Annotated in this window: 14 protein-coding genes and 1 pseudogene; 8 read left to right on the top strand and 7 right to left on the bottom strand. The window is 40.6% G+C overall.

Features of this window, described 5'->3' with window-relative positions; translation table 11 throughout:
* The first annotated feature begins 12 nt into the window (after window positions 1–12).
* From PP2015_RS05665 to PP2015_RS05675, 3 genes are all read left to right on the top strand, one after another.
* Window positions 13–3,273, top strand: a complete 3,261-nt coding sequence (locus PP2015_RS05665) for an efflux RND transporter permease subunit (protein WP_058029348.1) — start codon at window positions 13–15, stop codon at window positions 3,271–3,273.
* Window positions 3,260–6,328: an efflux RND transporter permease subunit gene (locus PP2015_RS05670; RefSeq protein ID WP_058029349.1), complete on the top strand. Its 3,069-nt coding sequence runs from the start codon at window positions 3,260–3,262 to the stop codon at window positions 6,326–6,328. Before PP2015_RS05665 ends, PP2015_RS05670 begins: the two co-directional genes overlap by 14 nt.
* Before the next feature lie 164 nt (window positions 6,329–6,492).
* Window positions 6,493–6,822, top strand: a complete 330-nt coding sequence (locus PP2015_RS05675; protein ID WP_058029350.1) for a hypothetical protein — start codon at window positions 6,493–6,495, stop codon at window positions 6,820–6,822.
* Here the strand turns inward: PP2015_RS05675 and PP2015_RS05680 are convergent.
* The 4 genes from PP2015_RS05680 to PP2015_RS05695 all read right to left on the bottom strand — a co-directional run bounded on the left by PP2015_RS05680 (window position 6,803) and on the right by PP2015_RS05695 (window position 12,442).
* The gene (locus PP2015_RS05680; protein WP_157599071.1) at window positions 6,803–10,012 is read right to left on the bottom strand and encodes an SPOR domain-containing protein; all 3,210 of its coding nucleotides are present in this window, start codon (window positions 10,010–10,012) and stop codon (window positions 6,803–6,805) included. The two genes, PP2015_RS05675 and PP2015_RS05680, sit on opposite strands and share 20 nt — an antisense overlap.
* Window positions 10,013–10,021: 9 nt before the next feature.
* Complete coding sequence (locus PP2015_RS05685) at window positions 10,022–10,789, bottom strand: fimbrial biogenesis chaperone (protein ID WP_128724924.1); 768 nt, start codon at window positions 10,787–10,789, stop codon at window positions 10,022–10,024.
* 78 nt (window positions 10,790–10,867) lie between these two features.
* Complete coding sequence (locus PP2015_RS05690; RefSeq protein WP_058029352.1) at window positions 10,868–11,377, bottom strand: hypothetical protein; 510 nt, start codon at window positions 11,375–11,377, stop codon at window positions 10,868–10,870.
* A 258-nt stretch (window positions 11,378–11,635) separates the two neighbouring features.
* Window positions 11,636–12,442, bottom strand: a complete 807-nt coding sequence (locus PP2015_RS05695) for an AraC family transcriptional regulator (protein WP_058029353.1) — start codon at window positions 12,440–12,442, stop codon at window positions 11,636–11,638.
* Between the two features lie 77 nt (window positions 12,443–12,519).
* Between PP2015_RS05695 and PP2015_RS05700 the strand changes: the two genes are divergently transcribed.
* The 4 genes from PP2015_RS05700 (at window position 12,520) to PP2015_RS05715 (ending at window position 19,000) form a co-directional block, all read left to right on the top strand.
* Window positions 12,520–13,695, top strand: a complete 1,176-nt coding sequence (locus PP2015_RS05700) for an MFS transporter (RefSeq protein ID WP_058029354.1) — start codon at window positions 12,520–12,522, stop codon at window positions 13,693–13,695.
* Between the two features lie 156 nt (window positions 13,696–13,851).
* The gene (locus PP2015_RS05705; RefSeq protein WP_058029355.1) at window positions 13,852–14,790 is read left to right on the top strand and encodes an ABC transporter ATP-binding protein; all 939 of its coding nucleotides are present in this window, start codon (window positions 13,852–13,854) and stop codon (window positions 14,788–14,790) included.
* The gene (locus PP2015_RS05710; RefSeq protein ID WP_058029356.1) at window positions 14,787–15,980 is read left to right on the top strand and encodes an ABC transporter permease; all 1,194 of its coding nucleotides are present in this window, start codon (window positions 14,787–14,789) and stop codon (window positions 15,978–15,980) included. Before PP2015_RS05705 ends, PP2015_RS05710 begins: the two co-directional genes overlap by 4 nt.
* Before the next feature lie 236 nt (window positions 15,981–16,216).
* Window positions 16,217–19,000 carry a methyl-accepting chemotaxis protein gene (locus PP2015_RS05715; RefSeq protein ID WP_083496523.1) on the top strand — a complete coding sequence of 928 codons (2,784 nt, stop codon included), beginning with the start codon at window positions 16,217–16,219 and terminating at the stop codon, window positions 18,998–19,000.
* Window positions 19,001–19,034: 34 nt separating this feature from the next.
* Here the strand turns inward: PP2015_RS05715 and PP2015_RS22125 are convergent, their stop codons facing one another.
* The 3 genes and pseudogenes from PP2015_RS22125 to PP2015_RS05725 form a co-directional block, all read right to left on the bottom strand.
* Entirely contained in the window at window positions 19,035–19,313 is a 279-nt protein-coding gene (locus PP2015_RS22125) for a cation:proton antiporter regulatory subunit (protein WP_418054975.1), read from the bottom strand.
* 9 nt (window positions 19,314–19,322) lie between these two features.
* Window positions 19,323–20,246: pseudogene (gene rimK, locus PP2015_RS05720) on the bottom strand (30S ribosomal protein S6--L-glutamate ligase); the annotation flags it as partial.
* Between the two features lie 66 nt (window positions 20,247–20,312).
* Window positions 20,313–20,759, bottom strand: coding sequence for an ATP-dependent zinc protease family protein (locus PP2015_RS05725; protein ID WP_058029358.1), 447 nt, complete (start codon window positions 20,757–20,759; stop codon window positions 20,313–20,315).
* A gap of 236 nt (window positions 20,760–20,995) precedes the next feature.
* Between PP2015_RS05725 and PP2015_RS05730 the strand changes: the two genes are divergently transcribed.
* Entirely contained in the window at window positions 20,996–22,066 is a 1,071-nt protein-coding gene (locus PP2015_RS05730; RefSeq protein WP_058029359.1) for a sensor histidine kinase, read from the top strand.
* The last annotated feature ends 1 nt before the right edge of the window (window position 22,067 follow it).

The raw sequence follows: 22,067 nt of genomic DNA on the forward strand, positions 1-22,067 counted from the left end.
TAAGGACAGAGTATGAATATTGCTAGGCTTGCGGTAAAGCGCCCAGTAACCATAACCATGTTGGTTTTGGCGGTAATGTTGTTCGGTATGGTGGGTTTTTCACGCCTTGTGGTGTCGTTATTACCCGATTTAAGTTACCCAACTTTGACTGTAAGAACAGAAAACCCCGGTGCGGCCCCCGCTGAAATTGAACAACTGATTTCAAAACCAATTGAAGAGGCGGTGGGTGTCGTTAAAGGCATTCGCAAACTGCATTCTATTTCTAAACCGGGACAATCAGATTTAGTCATTGAGTTCCAATGGGGCACAGATATGGATCTGGCCATTATGGAACTTCGCGAAAAACTCGATATGGTAATGCTACCTGTTGAACTGAGAAAACCCGTCATTTTAAGGTTTAACCCGTCTTTAGACCCAATTTTAAGACTAAGCATCTCAGGTGATGCGCAATCTTACACACAACTAAGATCACTGCGTACCTATGCAGAAGAAGAGCTAAAACGCGCCCTTGAACCTATTGATGGGGTTGCAGCAGTTCAACTCAGTGGTGGTTTAGAGCAAGAAGTACAAGTGCTTATTGACCAACAACAAGCCAATCTTCGTGATGTGACCGCTGAAATGATCACTAACCGAATTAAAAACGAAAACATCAATGTGTCGGCAGGTCGAGTTTATGATGGTCAGCAAGAGTTTTTAGTTCGTACCCTAAACCAATTTACTTATATCGAAGAAATTGGCGATGTCATTATTAAACAAGATGCCGGACAAACGGTTTACCTACGTGACATTGCCACTGTGGTTGATGGTGTAAAAGAGCGCCAAGATATTACTCGTGTTAATGGAAACGAAGCAATCGAAATGGCTTTGTATAAAGAGGGCGATGCCAATACAGTGGCTGTGGCCAAACGTGTACAGGCTAAAATCAAACAACTACAGGATGAATTACCAGAAAATGCTGAGCTGAAAATTCTCTCAAATCAGGCTGAGTTTATTGAGAAAGCCATTGATGAAGTGAAGCAAACTGCCATCATCGGTGGTCTACTTGCGATAGTGGTTTTGTATCTTTTCTTAGGTAAGTTTAAACCAACAATCATCATTGCTTTGGCTATTCCAACCTCCATCATTGCAACCTTTAACTTGATGTTTGCCAATAACATCAGCCTAAATATCATGTCTTTAGGCGGTATTGCACTGGCGGTTGGCTTATTGGTTGATAACGCGATTGTAGTGCTTGAAAATATCTATCGTAAAAAAGAACAGGGTCAAGATGTTGAGCAAGCCGCAATTGAAGGCACCAATGAAGTATCGGGTGCAGTAACGGCGTCAACACTGACAACATTGGCAGTATTTGCACCTTTGGCATTTGTCACAGGTTTTGCTGGTGAGATTTTTAGCGACCAAGCACTAACGGTCACCTTTGCTCTCCTTGCCTCATTAATCGTGGCGCTGAGCTTTATTCCTATGTTGGCGTCACGTCAGTTTTCAATTGCCTCGAGTGATGCAAACCTTGAAAACATTGAATCTGAAAAGCCAGTGAAAACAGGCGCAAAGAAATGGCTTAGCCTGTTATTACTGCCGTTCAAGTTTGTGGCTGTTGTGATCCCGTGTTTTATCGGGCGTTGGATATTACGCATCATTATGATGCTGTCGAAAATCATAGGCTGGTGTACCAGCAAAATTACTTATCCGGCTTATGTTGCATTCAATGGTGTCTATAAAATTTTTGCCAAAGGGTATGACAAGCTTCTTAAAGGCGCGATGAAACAGCGCGCATTGGTCATTTCAATTTCTTTAATTTTTGCTGTGGGTGTTGCAAGTTTATTGCCAAAATTGGGCATGGAACTGATGCCTGAAGTGGCACAAACAGAATTAACTCTAGAAGTTACACTGCGTCAAGGTACGCCGATTGAACAAACTGACCAACAACTTAATTTGCTGGCTCGCTCAGTCGTTGATATGCCAGGTGTGGTGCACACTTATAGCATGTCGGGCACAGGTAGTCTGATGATGAGCAGTGCGACACGTGGTGGCTCTCACTGGGGACAACTGGTTGTTAAAACTGAAACACCAGCACAACTAAGTGCAGTTCAAGACGCATTACGTGCGCAACTGTCAGGTATGGCTCAAGTCAACGCGGAGTTCACGCAAAGTCGTATGTTTGAACAAGAGCGTCCATTAGTTGTGGTCATGAGTGGTTATCAGCTCGATGAGTTAAAACTTTACGCCGATAGATTGGTATCGCAACTACAGCAGCAAAACCGTTTTGCCGATGTCACAACATCGCTCAGAGCAGGGCAGCCTGAGCTGAAAATTGAGTTTGATCATCAACGTTTAAGTAGCCTAGGTTTAACCGCTGCGGGCATCACCGATATTTTAGCAACCAAAATAGGCGGTAATGTCGCTAGCAAATATAACCTAGATGATCGCCAAGTTGATATTTTAGTTCAGGTCGATCGTGATTCGCGTAACTCAGTGGCGGCGATCCGCGACTTAATCATTCACGGTGAGAATGGCCAAAGTGTGCCGTTGTCAGCGGTCGCAAAAGTCACTGAGTCTATCGGGCCGAACGAAATTAACCGTTTAGATCAGGCGCGAGTTGCCATCATTACTGCCTCTGTAAAAGAAGGTGATTTAGCAACAGCGGCGCAGGTTGTTCGCAGTGAAGTGGCATCTTTAGGATTACCTGATCGTGTTTATAGCCAAGTCATTGGCCAAAACCAGCAAATGGAAGAAGCTTATTCGTCATTAATTATGGCGCTATTGCTGGCGGTATTCTTGGTTTACTTGGTGATGGCTTCACAGTTTGAGTCATTGTTAAATCCGTTCATCATTTTATTCAGTGTGCCACTGGCGGTACTTGGGTCAATCTTTGGTTTATTTATCACTGGTACCAGCTTAAGTGTGATCACCTTTATTGGCTTGATCATGCTAAGCGGTATTGTAGTAAACAACGCCATTGTATTAATTGATCGTATTAATCAGTTACGCGCGCAAGGTTGTGCGATGTTGGATGCTATTTTAGAAGCGGCCAACTCACGTTTACGTCCAATCATCATGACGACAATGACCACAATTTTGGGTTTATTGCCTATGGCAATGGCTACAGGAGAGGGCGCTGAATTACGTGCGCCATTGGCGATTACGGTAATGAGCGGTCTCTTAATTGCAACTTTCTTAACCCTGATTGTTATTCCTGTTTTATATAGTGTGTTTAACCGTGACCGAGTGCAGGTAAATGAGAACTTAGGTAAGGCGGACTATGAAGCAGGCTAAATCAATCAAAAACCTGACTGCACTGGCTCTAAAACGGCCAGTGACCTGCTTTATGTTGATGCTATCAATGATCGTGGCTGGGCTTATGAGTAGTAAGCTTATCCCACTCGATAGCTGGCCTGCGGTTAATGCGCCTGCCGTGTTTGTGAGAGCATCATACCCAGGTTCGACGCCAGAAGAGATTGAGCGTCTTATAACAAAACCGCTTGAAGAAGCTTTGGCAACCATGGGTGGGGTGAACTCAGTCACTTCACGCACTTCTTCAGGGTGGACGTCACTAACTCTACAGATGAAGTTTTCGACTGACTTAAATGTGGCGATTTTAGAAGCACGTGAGAAGGTCGATCTGGTTCGACACCTTTTACCTGAAGATTTACAACGCGTAGACGTAATGAAATTTTCAACTCAAGATATGCCGGTTGTTGAGTTAACATTACTGAGTGAAAAATCTTTAAATCGTGACTATGAGTTTTTAGAAAACAACCTGAAAATGCCATTGGAGCGAATTCAAGGCGTAGGACGCGTAGAGCTTTATTTACGTCAGCCAAGGATTTGGATCCAACTTGATCCGGACAAACTCGCCATGCATCGCGTGGACATTCAGCAAGTGACGCGAGTACTTCAAGAGGCTAACTTCTTAAAATCTGTGGGTGAAGTTCATACTGATGATTACCGCTATGCGGTGACACCGCAGGGCCAATATCGTGATATCGAAGATATTCGTGCGCAACGCATCAATGAGCGAGTGAAACTCTCTGACATTGCCAACGTGCACTATGCTTTGAGTGAACGTCAATGGCAGCGTCGTGTAGACGGTCAACCAGCTGTCGGCTTAGATATTTTCAGAGAATCAGATTCAAATGTTGTCGATGTGGCAAAGCGCATTCGCGAAACCCTTGATGAAGTGATGCAAAAGCCACAACTGCAACATATTGATATTCAATATGACAGAGATGATGGTAACAGTGTTGAAGTATCAATTTCTTCATTGTTAAAGGCTGGCGCAATCGGGGCGGTATTATCATTCTTTGTACTATGGTTTTTCTTACGTAACCTCAAACTCACCGGCGTTGTAGTACTTGCTGTGCCTGTCTCATTAAGTATTTCACTGGCGATAATCTATTTCATGGGATTCAGCTTAAATATGCTGACACTGATAGGTTTGATCATCGCAATAGGTTTACTTATCGATAATTCGGTGGTGGTCTGTGAAAGTATCTTACAACAACGAGCACAAGGCGACTCGGGTAAAGCTGCAGTCATAGAAGGTGTTGATAAAGTCAGCACTGCTATTTTGAGCGCAACACTCACAACTGTGGTTATCTTTTTACCTCTACTTATGGGTGAAAGTAACTTTTTAACTGTGATGTTACAGCAAGTAGCAGTGTCTATTTGTGTACCATTATTGGTATCTTTATTGGTTGCGAAAACTCTGATCCCATTGTGTATGTATCGTGTTTTACCCGACAATGCCGTTGCAAACGAATCAGGGTCTGATAAGGCACAACAAAAATACCGTAAAGCATTAAATTGGGGCCTTAGCCATCCTAAGCGAGTAGGGGCTTTTTTCTTGATCATGTTTACCAGTGTCATGATGGCAAAAGGCATTGTTGATAAGAGTTCTAGTGATGCTGAATCTCAAAAGCGATTACAAATCTACTATGAGTTCAAAGGTGAACCTGAGCTTGATAAAAAGCTCGCGTTTTTACAAGAAATAGAGGCTTATTTACTCGATAACAAGCAATCACTTGGGATCCATAAGCTCTATTCAGGGGTCTATCAACGAGGTGCATGGTCAAGTATTCGCTTTGTTGAAGATTTGCCAAGACCCATTGAGGATATTAAAAAAGATATTCGTGACAACTTTCCTGAATCAGCTTATGCGAAAGCATCACTTCAGCGTGAAGCAGGTTCTCGAACGGCGGTGAGTGTTTATCTGTTCGGTCGTTCGACAGCAAAATTAAATGAATTGGCTGAGCAGTTAATACCTGTTATTGAAGCCCATCCAAATTTTACCGATGCAAAAAATAGTGCTGAGGGCGATGTCTATGAAATGCAATTGGTGGTAGACAGACAACGTGCTATGCAGTTGGGTGTTTCGACACAAGAAATAGCCACTAAAATTGGTAATGCCATGCGTGGTCTCAATTTGAAAACGTTGAGAACCCTCGACAAGGGTGAAGTGGAGATCATTGCTGGCTACTATGAGCAAGGCGCTATTCCAATGGAGGAACTTAGAAGCCTACCAGTCATGGAATCAAACGGCGCTATTTTAACCTTGCAACAACTGGTAGAAATAGAAACACGCCCAGCACCGCGCACAATTTCACGCAGAGATCGCCAAACTCAACTTTCAATCGAAATGAATCTTCAAGATGTGAGTCATAAAGAGGCTGCGGAGTCGCTCAATGAAATGATGAATGCGATTACATTGCCTCGAGGCTATTCTTGGGGCTTAGGTCCAAAGTTTGCTGAGCAGGATGAGTCAATGAAAGACATGGTCTTTAATATGATGATTGCGCTTTTCTTGATCTTTATGATCATGGCAGCGTTGTTTGAGTCATTGCTATTGCCAATTGCAATTCTAAGTTCGATAGGACTTGGCTTTGTTGGTGTTTACTGGACCTTTGCACTACTTGGCATGGGCTTAGGTGAAACAGGCATGTTAGGCATGCTGGTACTTATGGGTATTGTGGTAAACAACGGCATTGTATTGATTGACCAAATCAATCGCTTTAAGGGTTCAGCAGAGCACTTACAACAAGCGATTGTTGATGCTTGTTCAACCCGTTTACGACCTATTTTAATGACAGTGGCAACGACGGTGATCGGTATGTTGCCAGTATTGCTCGATAGCAGCTCTGCAGATTCGGGTGTATTAGATTATAAACCCATGGCAATTGCGATTATTGGTGGCTTGATCTTCTCAACCTTAACCAGTTTAGCTTTTGTACCATATTGTTATTACATGCTTTATCGCTTAGGTCAGGGAAGCAGCAATAGACTTGCCGAAGCTCGAGCTTATGCGAATCACAAGTTAACTAAACTCAATTAAATCTCCATATTCAAAAAGCGCGACTAGTTCGCGCTTTTTTGTCTTTGATTAAACAAAGAGTAAAATACATCCTCTTTGTTCAATCTCAATATTCCTTCTAAACTAAGTATATACAGTATGTCTAAACCTAAGATGTTTCTTACCTTAAATAAGGGCATAAAACTATGCGTGTACTGTTTATCTCATTGTTATTTTTTATGATCATTACCTTGTCATTTCAATCTGCCGAGGGGGCTTCGGCCAATTTTAAAGCAAGCATTATAGGTTGGCAGCCCAAAGCGCAGAGTGAAATTCAACAATTAGGAGAGTTTGCAAGTTGCAAAGTAGTTAACACTATAAAATATGATAACTTCAACTCGGCTTGCTTCTTGAAAAAAGAACGAAGTGGTTGGCAGTTAGAGTCATTTGCAAGTCGTTGTGAGGTCGAGTGTCTTAAAATGTCGAACCCCAATAAAACTGCTCACCCTGTGCGTTTTAATCAAATAAATCCGTAATCTTATTAAGCTCTTTATAGTGTTTAATTATGGGGACGCTTTTTTCATTTAGTGCAGAACTTATTTTTGTGTCACATTCTGCCTCACCAATAGATTCAAATGGCCCAGATAATACAACCGTGTAGCTTTTTCCTTGTTTGCTTATTTCAGATAGAAAGATATTTTTATTTGATTCAACGAGTGGCACATTCACGGAAGAACGCTTTGCATAAAGTGCGTATTGGCAATAGTAATGGGCTGTTTTTTGTCTAGTGATAGCTTGAGCTTTGATGGGTAATTCAAAATTACTATCGATCCGATGCCAATTGATAGAATCATATTTTCTGGCATCGATCATAAAACTACCAAATAAAACTGGTTGAGAGTAAGCCTGATTAATGACGGATTGCGCCTCTTGTTTAGTTTTGTACGGACCCGCAACTAGGTAATAATTTTCATGATTTAGGTTTTGATATAGCTGTAGCGGAAAGTCAAGCGCTTGAATACTGTGCGCAACGATATTTGCTGATAACCTTTTCTTAAATACACCTAGTTGTACAAAATATTGCGCTTCAGATATGTCAGTTGGCTGTGCAAGCAATTGCGTTTTATCTTGAAGTACGATGTCTCTCAAAATAATAGTATCTCCATACTCTGGCGCGACTATCTTCTCTGGGAGGTTTTTTGTGATTAAGTTATCTACAGCAAACTGGTTTTGCTCTAGTTTAATACTGTATTCGCCAGCTTTCACTTTAGGAAAAAAATAGTACCCATCATATTCACTGATGGTTTCGTATTGAATATTACCTTCACCATCAAGTAATAGCACAGACACGCCTGAAGCAGGCTTAGTTTTGTTGTTCGCTGTATAATAAATTGTGCCTTCAACTTCATTGACAATATTAACGGGGATTTTGATATTGGTTACACCGCCTCTATGAGAGGATGTTTTGATGCGATTATTTGCTGGCTGGTAGTATGGATTAGACAGACTCATCAAATCTAAACTCAAAATTTGCCCGCCAGTACTACTAGGGAGTAATACTTGGCCATTAGAGTTTGTTTGATGATCTTTCCATAAATAATTACCAGTGAAACTTGCACCAGCTATGGCTTGATCCTGAGTATCAAAAATTCCATTCTTGTTCTTATCAATAAAAGTTTCAACTGCCAGTTGTCCTGAACTCAAAGATCTAGGGGGTAAAAAATTGATATCGTTATTGAATTTGTCGAAACTTATTGTCCCGCTTATCCCCAAGGATATAAGCCATTCATCTTCACTATCATATTGCCCAGTAAAGCTAAAGTTAAACATATCATTACGATAGGTATATTGATGGCCAAGCACTAATTTTGCTGCGGAGCGAGGATTATAGCTTAATTGTGTTTGATTAAACATATTGCTGCTCTGCGGCCACCTGAGACTACTTCGATAATTAAGTAACTCTTTGTCTTCAAATGGCTTCCAGTCAACTGAGTTGGTCCAATGCCATTTACCAAGATCCATAGACCAATAACTTTGATTAATTAACTCATTTTGAAGATTGTCGTACTGAAAGCGGCTTGACCAATTTCCTCCTAAATAACTTGCATTTAAACCAAACTGAGTAAACTGACGGGTTTCTTTTCGGTCGCGTTTTTCATTTAAAAACCTTAAGGTCCAACTTAGGTTTTCAAAAGTAGTGAATCTACTATTTAAACTTAGTGAGGCACGAGACTTGAGGGCAGAGGTTTGTTTTAAAAATACGGCACTATTAAATTGATTAAGGTGACTATATTCGAAGTTGATGTTTGTACTTTCTTCAGAAAAAAGAGACGTTTCACCTCGATAACCTGCAAAAAATGCAGCGCCATGATCAAGCTGCTTTGCACCAACAAGTTTAAAACTGCCAAGTTCAGAATTGCTCTGTAAACCTGTACTTAGGTATCTATTGTTTTCATCACCTTGAAAATAATTAAACCCAACATCGTATGTTAGGGTGTCAGATAAACCGTAAGATACGTTTCCAGAAATTGATTTTCCAAAACTGGTCGCACTGTTTGAGTGACTATTAAGAAGGTTACGAGTGCTATCCAAAAGTTCAACCTGATAGCTCATTTGGCCAGGTGCAAGCGCAGTATTGCCCACTGAAATCTTTCTTGTTTTAGTAAGTTGTTCGCCTTGGGGGCCATAAAGCCGAATTTCAAATACATTGTTTCCATAAAAAGTTTCTACGTCTTCAAAGCGAACAATATTTTCGTCGGTTGATTCTGAAGCAGCAACAAATTGCCCATTACGATAGAGCTCTGCTAACCAGCCTGGAAGAGTGGCTTCTTCGATTGTGATAGTAGAAAAGCTTTGCGAGGTATTCGGATTAATATTTGATAGGTAAACACCGCGACCTTGGCTAAAGTTCATCACAAGAGGATCACGTTGGGATTGAATATCACCCAACTCATAATGCAATTGAGTTAGCAACCCCTCTTGGTCTGAGTTCTCATATGACTTGGCGAGCTTTATAAATTGATTAGTGGTGGTTTCATTCTTGTTAAATCGAAATTGAGCTTGGTGCTCAAATGCATCGAAGTAGCTATTTAGAGTGAGTAAACTTTTGCTCTTTTCTAGCCTTGATAAATAACTAGAAGTAAGGGAATAATCAGTGACAGGATAAGTGATTCTCTGAAATTGGTCAGCTACCTCTATGTCAAACTCCGGAGAAGTAAATTGACGGCGAATGAGGGGTAATATTGATGTTTTGTTCTGAGTTGACTCAAGTAGATTGGTGGTCAAACTTAACTGCATCAAGGTGTAGTCAAAATCAGCATCTATGTTCAGCACAGTATTAATGACCTGAAGATCTATATAATGATCAAAGTCATCCTCTGTCCAGATAGGAATGTCATCTGAATGCACCTTATCTTCAAGTTTAGCGATAGTAAAAGTTAAGTCGCTCTTTTTGATAACCCCATTGATTTGATTGTTTTTTACTTGTAAGTCGATACCAAGTGCATTATTGAGTGGGGAAATGGGCAGAAGAAGTCGCCCTGATTGGGTGTAATAACCTTCTAAATCAGAAATAACAGAACGACCATTTAGCTTTACATTAACAATAACAAAGTCATCATCCACTACTGGCCAATGATATAAAGTGTAATTGGCTGCACTAACATTAAACGTAAAAAGTAATGTACAAAGGTAAAGTACAGCCTGTAGACGAAACCGAGGTTTCACTTTGAGAAGTTACTCATTAATATTTAGCGTTTCAGTAAGAGAAACTTTACCGCCATAACGAATATTTTCATCGTATTGAATGGTCAACGGGCCAGAAACTTTTTCAGTCAGAGGAATAAAGACTTTTCGACGTGTAAGAGGAGTATATACACCTAAGTTTCTGATTTCACCAACTACTTCTTGCTTCTCATTGAGGATTTTGAAGTCGCCAAATAATGAGCGGTTGCCATTGAGAGTCTGCCAAAACATGATAGTTGGTTTGCCATTTTGAGTGATAAATTGCGGATTAACTATGTCTGACTCAACTTCTAAGTGACCATGACGAACAATGACAGGAATACTGTAGGCTACTTTTGGTTTTATATTGATACCAGTTTCATTCGGGTCTTGGGCTTCTGAAGCAATTATCTTGAGTACGGCTCGGTATTCGCCATGCACTAGGTCTGCTTTTTTACGTACCGTCATCCGGATGGCTTGCATGCCTTTTGGTTTTATTGTGCCCCTACGAGGGGAATAACGCAGCATAGATTTTGCAGAACGGCCTTGTACATCACCTTCTGAGACATTGATGAGATTGCCTTCTTCAGTCATGTCTTTGTGTACAAGCACTAATCTAAAGTCGAGATTCTTATCTGAGGTATTCCTGATCATTAAAGAGTTATTTTTGGTGCGACCATCGAAATAAAGACGGTATTCTGATAATGCAAGATTGGCAAAAGCAGATGAACTAAATATCGCTGTAAATAAGATAAAAAAGAAAAATAAAGAATGACGCATAACACTATAAACTTACTACAAAAATTAAAAGTGTGAGCAATGCCCACACTTTATTTAAAAGCTTTTTATGAATAATTCTTATTGGAAAGACACATCAACAGTGTAATCTACAGTGTAGTTACCCTCTGCTGTTAAAGCATTATCAACAGTCACTTGACCATACACATTAATCGTAATATCAGTTGCTGAAGCATCAGTCGTGAATGCAGAAGCCACACCATCAGCCGTTGTAGTGGTAGATGTACCATCTGTTGCCGTAGTTGCAGGAGCAAATGTCAGGTTTGAACCTGTGCTTCCTGATACAGTGATGTTCATTGCCGAACTTGGAGCTAGACCTGAAACCGTAATACCACCTAGTTGGATGTTTGCATCAGAAGCATCACAGTCACCAGTTACAGCACCTGCGTTATCCATAGTACAAGTTGAACCAGCTGCTAAACGTACTTTACCGAAATGAAGTGCGTTAGCTTCAGAAAAAGTTGGCTCACTCCAACCGTTGATAGATGCTTGAAAAGTTTGGCTAGATGCAAAAATCGAGCTTGAAGTTGCTGCTAAAAGCGCCGCTGAGAATAGAAGTTTCTTGTTCATTATTATTTACCACTTAGTTATTAGTTTTGAACTTCCATGTATTAAGGGCTAGATAAAAATACACAACGCCATAATCCATTAGTTTGGATTTAAACATACTTTGATACATATCAAAAATACTTTATTTACATTTGTGTGTTTTTATAAATATTTTTCCTCGTAATGGGTATAAATAAAAACAAAAGTATTGCAATTTGAATTTTAAACTAGTTATTTTTGATGGTTTATTTGAGTGTGTTGTAATAAATATGTAACATTCTATTTCTTCAAATATTGTCCAGGTGTGCAGTTAAATACCTTTTTAAAGGCTGTATTGAAAGCTGAGCTAGATTCAAACCCTAATTGTTCAGCTATGGCTTGTTGTGTGTAGCCTGCTTCTATCATCTCTACTGCACGAAGACCACGTAACTTTTGTTTCCATTGGCTAAAGTTCATAGCAAAGCTTTTGTGAAATAGCCTATTTAGTGTTCGTGTTGAAGCGCCAACCAATTCACCCCATTGTTCAAGGGTTTTGTTGCAGCCAGGATTGGCATGAAGCTCAGAAATAATTGGTAATAAGCGATCATCTTGTGCGGTCGGCATAAAAAAGCTGCTTGTTTGAGCGCATTCAAGTTGGTCAATAAATACTTGGGTAAATCGTAGTTTTTTGTCGTCAGGTTGGTAGTTGGGTGGCCAGTTACATACCTCTAAAATCATTGCTTTCAGTAATTCATTCACATGCAACAACTTGGCTTCATTACCCAGTACTTTGACATATTTTTCATCAATATAAACACTCCGAAAGTGTCCGCCATAGCGGCAAAAAGTTTCGTGGGGCAGGTTAGGTGGAAGCCATAGAGCTTGATCGGGTGGGATGACAAATTTACCTTCTGGTGTATGAATACCTAACACCCCATCACTGGTATAAGCGAGTTGCCCCCAAGTGTGTGAGTGAGTTTGCACATGCTGCCAAGGCGGCATTTCAGTGGCTCTTGGGTAGATAGGCTTGCCAAGGGCTTTTAGGTTAAAGCGTGTTTTAACACTCACCCAGCTCGAACTTGGCTGATTTGATAAATTATCTGTCATAACTTTGTATTTTGGTCACGCTGTGCACAGCATACAATGTGCTTGCGTTTTAATCAAAGTGCTTATGTGAGGGAAAAGTGGAACAGAATAAACAGTGGCAGTCACCGTTTGGATTTTTAACTATTGCAACCATTGTGATGGCGGTCACATTTTCAGCCTGGAATGCTTTATTAAATAATTTTGCAGTAGAGGCGGCACAATTTAATGGTGCCAATATGGGGATGTTACAGTCTCTTCGAGAAATACCGGGTTTGCTGGCTTTTACTGCAGTGTTTATTTTATTGGTATTAAAAGAGCAGACTTTTGCACTCATTAGTTTGTGTTTATTGTCGGTTGGTGTTGCGTTAACTGGGGTATTTCCGAGTGTTTATGGGCTATATGCCACAACGGTATTAATGTCGATTGGCTTTCACTATTTCGAAACCCTAAACCAGTCTTTGAGCTTACAATGGTTTAGCAAAGATGAAGCACCGCAAAAATTGGGTCAATTGATGTCGATAAAATCCATGGCCTCATTGGCAACCTTTGCTCTAATTTGGCTCGGCGTGACCTTCTTTAGTACTGCCTATCAAGGGCTTTATTTATTCTTTGGTGGCATTGGTTTGTTACTAACATTATTTATGATGAGCGCTTTCCCGCATTTTCCTGAGAAAAATGTGCAACATAAAAAGTTAATCGTGAGAAAAGAATATAGCTTGTATTACATTTTGCTGTTCTTCTCAGGCGCACGACGCCAGATCTTTATGGTCTTCGCGGGTTTCTTGATGGTTGAAAAGTTTGGTTTCGATGTGGCGCAAATAACCATGCTGTATATGTTCAACCACGTAATCAATATTTTCGCTGCGCCTCTAATTGGTAAGATGATAGGTCGAATTGGTGAGCAAAAAGCATTAACCATTGAATACGCGGGTTTATTGTTGGTATTTGTCGGTTATGCGCTGGTGGAGTCGGCGGAGTTTGCCGCAGTACTGTATGTGATTGACCATTTGTTTTTTGCCATGGCCATTGCCCTTAAAACCTATTTTCAAAAAATTGCCCGACCTGAAGACATTGCCGCTACAGCCGGTGTGAGTTTTACCATAAATCACATTGCCGCAGTGATCATTCCAGCAAGCTTTGGGGTTGTGTGGTTATACGATAGCTCACTGGTTTTTTTCTTTGGTGCGGGGTTGGCTGGGTGCTCCTTAATTATGAGCCAGTTTATCGGCGGCCATTTGGCAAGGCATCAAGCGCAAGTTGAGCATACAGCTTAAACTTTTTAGCTTTGTACGCTCGTTTAAACGTCATAATGAACGTACGCTAAAGGCTTTATCATTTTACATTTGTTCATAATCTGTAACGTTTCTGTCTGTCTATCATTGCGGCTCTGTGGTTATAATCAAGCCAAATGTTTATTCATAGGGAACGTTATGCATATCAAAGTGGACAACATCAGCAAGCATTACAAAGAAGTGACCGCCGTTAAAGGCCTCAGCTTTGAAGTACAGCAAGGTGAAGTATTTGCACTGCTTGGCCCCAATGGTGCTGGTAAATCATCTCTTGTGCGCATGCTTGTAGGCTTTACTCAGGCCGACGAAGGTCAAATCACAATTACAGTCAATGGTGAGCAATACACGTCTATTCCTGCTTCAGAGTTGGGCTACTTGCCTGAAGATCGTGGCCTCTATTTAGAAAAATCTTTAGCACAGAATCTGATGTATTTTGCAACGCTACGTGGTGTAGATAAAAAAACAGCCAAAGAGCGCATTGATTATTGGCTCGAACGTTTTGATTTACTCGAGCGAAAAGACGATCAACTTAAAAGCCTGTCTAAAGGTAACCAGCAAAAAGTGCAGTTAATCAGTGCAGTGTTGCATAAACCGCAATTGGTATTACTCGATGAGCCATTTTCAGGACTCGATCCGGTGAACCAAGAAAAAGTTGTGTCGTTTTTAAAAGAATTAAAAGCGCAGAATATGACGGTTATTCTAAGCGCACACCAGATGTCGATGGTTGAAAAACTGGCTGACAGAATGTTACTGATGAATCACGGACAAAGTGTGTTGTATGGCACATTGGCAGACATTCAATCACAAGTTGGCGTGGGGAGCGCTTTGAAGGTGACATTCACCCACGCAGTGAATGGAATTGAAGCGAGCAATAAGCTGACGCAATTTGAAGTTGAGCAACTGAATGACACGACCTTGGCAATTCGTGCCGAGCGCGCAGATCAACTTAATCAATTATTAGTGCATTTACCTGAGTTAGGTGATATCGCGTTTATCGATAGCCAAAGAATGGATTTACACCAGCTTTACTTACACGCCATAGAAGCGGATCAAGCAGTACAAAAAGGAGAAGCCGCATGAGTCGATTAAATCAAACCCTGACTGTGGCTAAATGGGAGTTCATGCAGTTTTTTAAATGGAAGCAGGAGCTCATTGGCAAGTCAATCATGTTGCTGGTGGCGCTAGGCATGTACTTATGGCACAACCAAGTACTTTATCAGCCTGAGCCGCAGCAAATCGTTTCTAATATTGAATTACAGGGTCTTCAATTAGACGATGACTTTGTGCTTAGAACAGAGTCAAAATCGAACGATGCGCTTATTGCTGAAGTCAAAGCGGGCAATATTGATGGTGCGTTGATCTTTGCTTCACAGGCACTACCACAAAAAGTGACTTTATACTCTCAAGGTAAAATGTCTTGGCAAAATGACTTGCAAGTCCAGTTAAACGACTATGCGCGTTCAAATGCTGCCGCTTCTTTAAACCTTGGCCCAAATCAATTGGCTTTACTTGAACAGCCACTTCAGTTTGAAACAAACTACCTTGATGAAGCAGTCAAAGATGCGATGCAACAATCTTCAATTACCGCTAATGGTTTACTATTTTTGATGGCCATTGGTGTGTTTATGACTTTCGGTCAAGTGTTTGTTGCAATTACGGGCGAAAAGCAACAGCGCGTCACTGAGCAACTTTACTCGTGCATTGATGCGAAGACGTGGATTGAAGGTAAAATCATCGGGCAGATGTTACATGCAGTGAAAGCCATGACGACAACCGCCATTACTGCATTATTGGGTTTTGCATTTGTACAGGTCATTTTGAAAGGTAGAGCGCTTGATTTCAGTATTTTCGACTTTACTGTTTTACCTTGGTTTATTGTGTTTGTACTCGTGGGCATTTATATGTGTACAGCATTTATCGCCGCTATTGCAGCTGCGATTGATGACCCGAACCACAGTGGTAAGTCAGCGTTTATGATGATCCCCCTGATCCCGATTGTGGCTGGCTTTATGATGATGGATAGTCCAAGTAGCTTGGCTGTGACTGTGTTAAGTTATTTCCCATTAACAGCATTTGTATTTATGCCAATGAAAATGGCGTTAATTGATGTGGCATTTTGGCAAGTAGCCATCGCCTTCATCAGTTCATTACTTGGCTGTGTTGTTATTCGCAATATGGCGGCGCGCATGTTTAAGATGGGGATGACCATGTATGGAAAAGAACCAGATTTCAAAACCATGATGAAATGGGCCATTGCTGTGAAATCTTAATCATTACTTTATAGTAAAAGGCTGAACTTATTCAGCCTTTTTAATTTGAGTTTCTTTATCTGGTTTTTATTAATTTAAATTGTATTTCATCAAAAACAATTGATTTTATCTAATTCAGGAACTAAAACAGACTTATTTATCTGAAAAAAATCATTTAGTAACAGTTAGAGTCTTGGCTTGAAGAAAATATTCAACTATTGTTTTTAATAATATAAATAGCTAAAGAACGAATACTTATGTTTTTTAACTCAAGGAAAGAGCGCGAAATTTCTCAAGCGCTTCAAGTTAAACTTGACCTCCTCTCTCAAACACATGCATTTCTTGAAGTAAACAGCTCAGGCATAATTGAAAATGCCAGTGAGTACTTCTTATCAAAAACGGGTTACGCCTTGCTTGATGTAAAGAGTCAAAACTATAAGACGTTCTTTGATATTGATTTAAGTGCGCTACAGAAAGCAGGTAAAAATAAGCTTGTTCAGGTGGAATGCAATAACAATAACGCGAAATGGTTTTCGTTAAGTGTGAGTCATAGTAAGACAAATTCTATTATTCTATCTTTAACTGATGTAGATGCTTACGAACAGCAAAGTGTTGATCAAAAAGGTCAGCTCGAAGCAATTGGGCGTTCTCAGGCTGTAATTGAATTTGATTTGCAGGGATATATTCTTTATGCGAACGAAAATTTTCTCGATGTTATGGGTTATAGCTTAGATGAAGTGGTAGGCCAACATCATAGTATGTTCGCAGAACCAGCGTTTGCGCAAAGTGAAGAATATGCCGATTTTTGGGCTGCGTTGAGCCGAGGAGAGTTTAGTTCCGGCGAATATAAACGTTTAGGAAAAGGCGGAAAAGAAGTTTGGATACAAGCTACTTACAATCCTATTTTTGATAAAAACAATCAGCCTTATAAAGTCGTTAAATATGCTTCAGACATTACTGAAAGTAAGCAGCAAGCCGCTGACTACCAAGGTCAACTAGATGCTATAAGTAAATCTCAGGCTGTTATAGAGTTTAACATGGACGGCACCATCATTACGGCAAATGAAAATTTTCTTGCGGCGATGGGGTATGATTTAAATGAAATTCAGGGCAAACATCACAGCATGTTTGCTGAGCCAGATTATGCACAAAGTGAAGATTATCGCGTTTTTTGGGCGCAATTGAATGCAGGCAAGTTTAGTTCTGGTGAATACAAGCGCCTGGCGAAAGGGGGCAGAGAAATTTGGATTCAGGCTTCTTATAACCCGATTTTTGATTTAAATGGCAAGCCATTCAAAGTCGTTAAATACGCCTCAGATATCACTGAGCAAAAGTTGCAAAGTGCCAACTATGAAGGTCAATTACAAGCGATCAGTAAGTCTCAAGCGGTCATCGAATTTAATATGGATGGCACCATCATTACAGCTAATGATAATTTTTTAACGACGACAGGGTATCAGCTTGAAGAGATCAAGGGGCAACATCACAGTATGTTTGCTGAGCCTGATTATGCAAGCAGTGTTGAATATAAGCAGTTTTGGCAAAAATTAAACAATGGCGAATTTGACTCTGGCGAATATAAGCGTTTGGCAAAAGGTGGTCGAGAGATTTGGATCCAAGCGACTTACAACCCTATTTTTGATGCCAGTGGCAGAGTAATAAAAGTTGTTAAGTTTGCCAGTGATATCACAGAGCAAAAGCAGCAAAGTGCAAATTTTTCCGGACAACTGCAAGCGATTGACAAATCTCAAGCTGTGATAGAGTTTAACCTTGATGGCACCATCATTACTGCAAATGAGAATTTTCTTAAAACAACGGGATATGCTTTAGATGAAATCCAAGGGCTGCACCACAGTATCTTTGCAGAGCCTAAGTATGCCAGAAGCGACGAGTATGCTCAGTTTTGGCAAAAGTTAAATCAAGGCCTCTACGACAGTGGCGAATATAAACGTTTTGCGAAAGATGGCAGCGAAATTTGGATCCAAGCCTCATACAACCCAATCTTAGACAGTGAAGGGCGACCATACAAGGTTGTTAAATATGCGACTGACATCACAGAAAGAAAGCTGGCCATACGAAGTATTAAACAAGCAATCATTTCATTGGCTGACGGTAAACTTGCGCAAAACATTGATGAAGACTTAGGAACAGAGTTTAATATCTTGAGAGATGCGATGAATGGTCTAATGCAAAACCTCAATAAAATGGTGATAGACATAACTCAAGCGTCGCAAATGGTAAATAATGGCGCGCAAAATATCGCATCAGGCAATGAAGAGTTAAGTCGTAGAACAGAGAGTCAGGCTGCAAGCTTAGAAGAAACAGCGTCTACCATGGAAGAGCTTACTACCACAGTTCAGCAAAATGCTCGCAGTGCAGCAGATGTTTCGCTTCGTGCTGCTGATGCAATGCAAAATGCTGAAGAGGGTGGGGATACTGTTTCTACTGCCGTTAACGCCATGTCTGACATTGAAAGCTGCAGTAAACGGATATCTGACATTATTGGAGTGATTGATGAAATCGCTTTCCAAACAAACTTATTGGCTCTCAACGCTTCTGTTGAAGCAGCAAGAGCTGGAGAAGCGGGCAGAGGCTTTGCTGTGGTAGCCAGCGAAGTTCGTAACCTTGCTCAACGCAGCGCTTCTGCGGCGAAAGAGATAAAAATCTTAATTAAAGACAGTAGTGAAGCGGTACATAATGGCAGTGCTTTAGTTGCTGAGTCAGGTGTGAAATTTAAAGATCTTATTTCTGTTGTCGGTGATGTTAACAAAATGATTGGTGAAATAACGAAGGCCAGTCAAGAACAGTCTGAAGCCATCTCAGCGGTATCTGCAACGGTTGCACAGCTTGATAACCTAACGCAAAACAATATGCATTTGGTTGCCCAATCGACCAGTGCAAGTAAAGAGATGCGTGAGCAGGCGAGCCACTTACTTGATCATGTGTCAAATTTTGAAACTGTGCAAAATCAATTGTTAATTACGGAACAACAGGAAGCACTTAAACCAAACACGCTCATTTCAAGTGTATTATCTGCATAGTAAAAAAGGGAAGTTTTACTTCCCTTTTTTACTGTTACGGCTCGGAGTGGTCTGACGAATCAGGTAAATTCTCGGGTAGGTCACTTATCGTTGGTCGACGGCGACGTCTTGTTTTTGCAGGGATCATTTCGCGCATGGCATCCATTCGGCCAAAGCAAAGCAGTTTGTCATCAGCTTCTAAAACACGGTCTTTACGAGGGTTAGGAATAACTTTAGCACCTCGGTATAAGGTTAAAACGTTAATGTCTTTGTCATGCAAATTAGTTTCTAAGATGGTTTTACCAACAAAGTTGGAGCCATCAGGAATATAAATTTCACCGACACCATAGCCTTTGCTTACAGTTAAGCGCTGACGAACATCAATCTCAGGAAAATCAACTTGTGCTGCGATATATTCAATAATGGCGCCAGCAACATCGAGTCCTGTACAGCTTTCAATACCTTCGAGACCAGGAGATGAGTTAACCTCCATGACTTGCGGGCCAGTTTTGCTTTCGAGCATGTCGACACCTGCGACTTGCAAGCCCATAATTTGAGCCGCTTTTACGGCCGTTTCTTTGTATTCATCACTGAGTTCTACTGCTTCGGCAATGCCGCCTCTGTGTACGTTACTTCTAAATTCTTGCCCTTGTGCAACACGACGCATAGCCGCGACTACACGATCACCAACGACGATAGCACGAATGTCTTTACCTTTACTTTCAGCAACAAACTTTTGGATCAGGACGTTTTGCTTTTGGCTTTGCAACAATTCAATGATCGATTCAGCGGTATTTACTGACTCTGCTAATAACACGCCGATACCTTGTGTACCTTCAATGAGTTTGATGATGACAGGTGCACCACCCACACGTTCAATAGCTGGCAGAACGTCTTTTTTATCTCTAACGAAAGCAGTACGAGGAATGCCTATGTGGTGACGACTCATCAACTGTAAGCTGCGTAATTTATCACGAGAGTTGGTGATGCCATGTGCTGAGTTGGCGCAAAATACATCCATTTCTTGGAATTGACGGACAACTGCAGTGCCATAATAGGTAATTGACGCACCAATGCGGGGTAAAACGGCATCGTATTGGCTCAATAGTTTTTGTCTAAAATGAAGCGCTGGCTCACCCTGCTGCAGATCAATGGCAAACTTTAAAGTATTGAGCACCTTAACGTTATGACCGCGTTGCATGGCAGCTTCTTTAAGACGTTGGGTACTATAAGAGTTTGGCCCGCATGATAAAATGGCTAATTTCATAAAATCCTTCCTAAAACTGTTTTAGTAAATACCTACAACACTTACAACTGCATTTACAGAATGAGGTTACTTGGTGTCTTCAGACACTAAAAACTCCTGACTAGGGTCAACCAAAATGTGTTTTTGCATGGCTTCGCGGCCCAGTAACATTAAATTTTGCATGGTAGATCTGTCGGTCAATGTTAGTTTGATAGGCCAAGTTCGACCTCCAAGAGAGAGCTTAGTTTTAATAACAATACGGTGTTCTGTATTCGCAGTTGAGCTTTTTACGATTTTTCTACCTTTCAAAGACAACGTTTTAGTAACAACTCGATCAACATTATGAATATCAGGATGAATGTCAAAACGCACCATGGCTTTGCCATCTTCTTCAAATTCCTCAATATTATCGACGTGTAAAGAAGAGGTGGCAGCGCCAGTATCCACTCTAATTTGAATATCGAAAAGCTCTAACTCGGGCAAGTCACAACATTCAAGCGCGCCAACGAGTAATTTTTCGCTCGATTCCTTCATTTTTCACCCTTTTAAAATTAATGCTGTAGCAAATTTGCTTTTAGTTTTGGGTCATACCAGTTATAGCACTTCTAGGTTTAGATTAAAAATTACTCAGCACAGTTTTGCTTTAAGTCTTGTTATTTACCATTGAGATCAAAAAATAGACCATTGATACAAATAATGGCTGTAAGTCACTGTCTATTAAGTACAATGAGCGTCAATTACTGCGAATCAATCACTTACTTAGAATAGTTATGAAAAATATAAGGTTACAGCGCAATGAACAAATTGTGGCGCTAGCAGCTATTGCACTTATTAGTTTGACGATCAGCATAACTGATTGGCTTCAACGAGGCATGTTGCCGTCGTTCAATATTTTGCTATCAGCAGTCAGTGCAGTGTTGTTTATGTATTGGTTACCTATGATTATCAGCTATTTATTAGTAATTAAATTCAAGATTAATCGTTGGTTATTGCAATGGATTTCGCTTTTTTTGAGCATCAGTTTGGGTGCATTCTTTTGGGGAGAAATTAGAGCGTTATTTATACCTCTGCAAGGCATCGGCTTTTTGCAAGCGTTATTAATCAGTTTGCCATGGAGCACGATGATATTTGTTGCTGTTAAGTTTTATTTGACTCAAAAGCATCTTAAGTTAGAGGAACAATTAAGGAAGCAAGCTGAAATCAACTTGCTGCATTCTCAATTAAACCCTCACTTTCTATTTAATAGCTTGAATACCATAGCGTCGTTTGCACGAACTCAACCAACACGCTGTGAAGATTTAGTACACGATTTAGCAGCCGTTTTACGTTATTCATTGTCGCAATCTGGGTTAAATCAACCCAAAAAATCAGCACCTAAAGAAGTTTGGGTTAAGTTGAGCGACGAATTGGTCATTTTAAATAAATGGTGTGATATCGAGCGTAGCCGGTTTGGAGATAACCTTAGGATTAATTTCGACATTGACGACGATCTGCTTGATAAAGTTGTGCCTGCCATGTTGCTACAACCCCTAATAGAAAATGCCATAAAACATGGTAAGTCAACGCCATTACATATTTGGATCACAGTACGACATGATGCCCAACATATGCTTTTTAATGTACGTGATAATGGTGTCGGTTTTGATGAGTCTTATTTAATAAACGCCAATAACAAACACACTAGCAAAGAGCATAGAAAGCTTGAGCAAGATAAAGGAGCACATTTTGGGCTGGAGATCACTCAGGCTAGGTTAGAGTTAGAGGCAGGCGCAAGGCTGGAATTCAGCAATACCCCAGAGGGGGGAGCAAATGTTGAGTTTAAATTACAACTTGGGAGCTGAG

Source organism: Pseudoalteromonas phenolica, from assembly GCF_001444405.1.
GTDB lineage: Bacteria > Pseudomonadota > Gammaproteobacteria > Enterobacterales > Alteromonadaceae > Pseudoalteromonas > Pseudoalteromonas phenolica.

Excerpts from the sequence above, each read along its gene's own strand:
- PP2015_RS05665 (WP_058029348.1), top strand. The coding sequence starts at position 13 with ATGAATATTGCTAGGCTTGCGGTAAAGCGCCCAGTAACCATAACCATG.
- PP2015_RS05670 (WP_058029349.1), top strand. The coding sequence starts at position 3,260 with ATGAAGCAGGCTAAATCAATCAAAAACCTGACTGCACTGGCTCTAAAA.
- PP2015_RS05675 (WP_058029350.1), top strand. The coding sequence starts at position 6,493 with ATGCGTGTACTGTTTATCTCATTGTTATTTTTTATGATCATTACCTTG.
- PP2015_RS05685 (WP_128724924.1), bottom strand. The coding sequence starts at position 10,789 with ATGCGTCATTCTTTATTTTTCTTTTTTATCTTATTTACAGCGATATTT.
- PP2015_RS05690 (WP_058029352.1), bottom strand. The coding sequence starts at position 11,377 with ATGAACAAGAAACTTCTATTCTCAGCGGCGCTTTTAGCAGCAACTTCA.
- PP2015_RS05695 (WP_058029353.1), bottom strand. The coding sequence starts at position 12,442 with ATGACAGATAATTTATCAAATCAGCCAAGTTCGAGCTGGGTGAGTGTT.
- PP2015_RS05705 (WP_058029355.1), top strand. The coding sequence starts at position 13,852 with ATGCATATCAAAGTGGACAACATCAGCAAGCATTACAAAGAAGTGACC.
- PP2015_RS05710 (WP_058029356.1), top strand. The coding sequence starts at position 14,787 with ATGAGTCGATTAAATCAAACCCTGACTGTGGCTAAATGGGAGTTCATG.
- PP2015_RS05715 (WP_083496523.1), top strand. The coding sequence starts at position 16,217 with ATGTTTTTTAACTCAAGGAAAGAGCGCGAAATTTCTCAAGCGCTTCAA.
- PP2015_RS05725 (WP_058029358.1), bottom strand. The coding sequence starts at position 20,759 with ATGAAGGAATCGAGCGAAAAATTACTCGTTGGCGCGCTTGAATGTTGT.
- PP2015_RS05730 (WP_058029359.1), top strand. The coding sequence starts at position 20,996 with ATGAAAAATATAAGGTTACAGCGCAATGAACAAATTGTGGCGCTAGCA.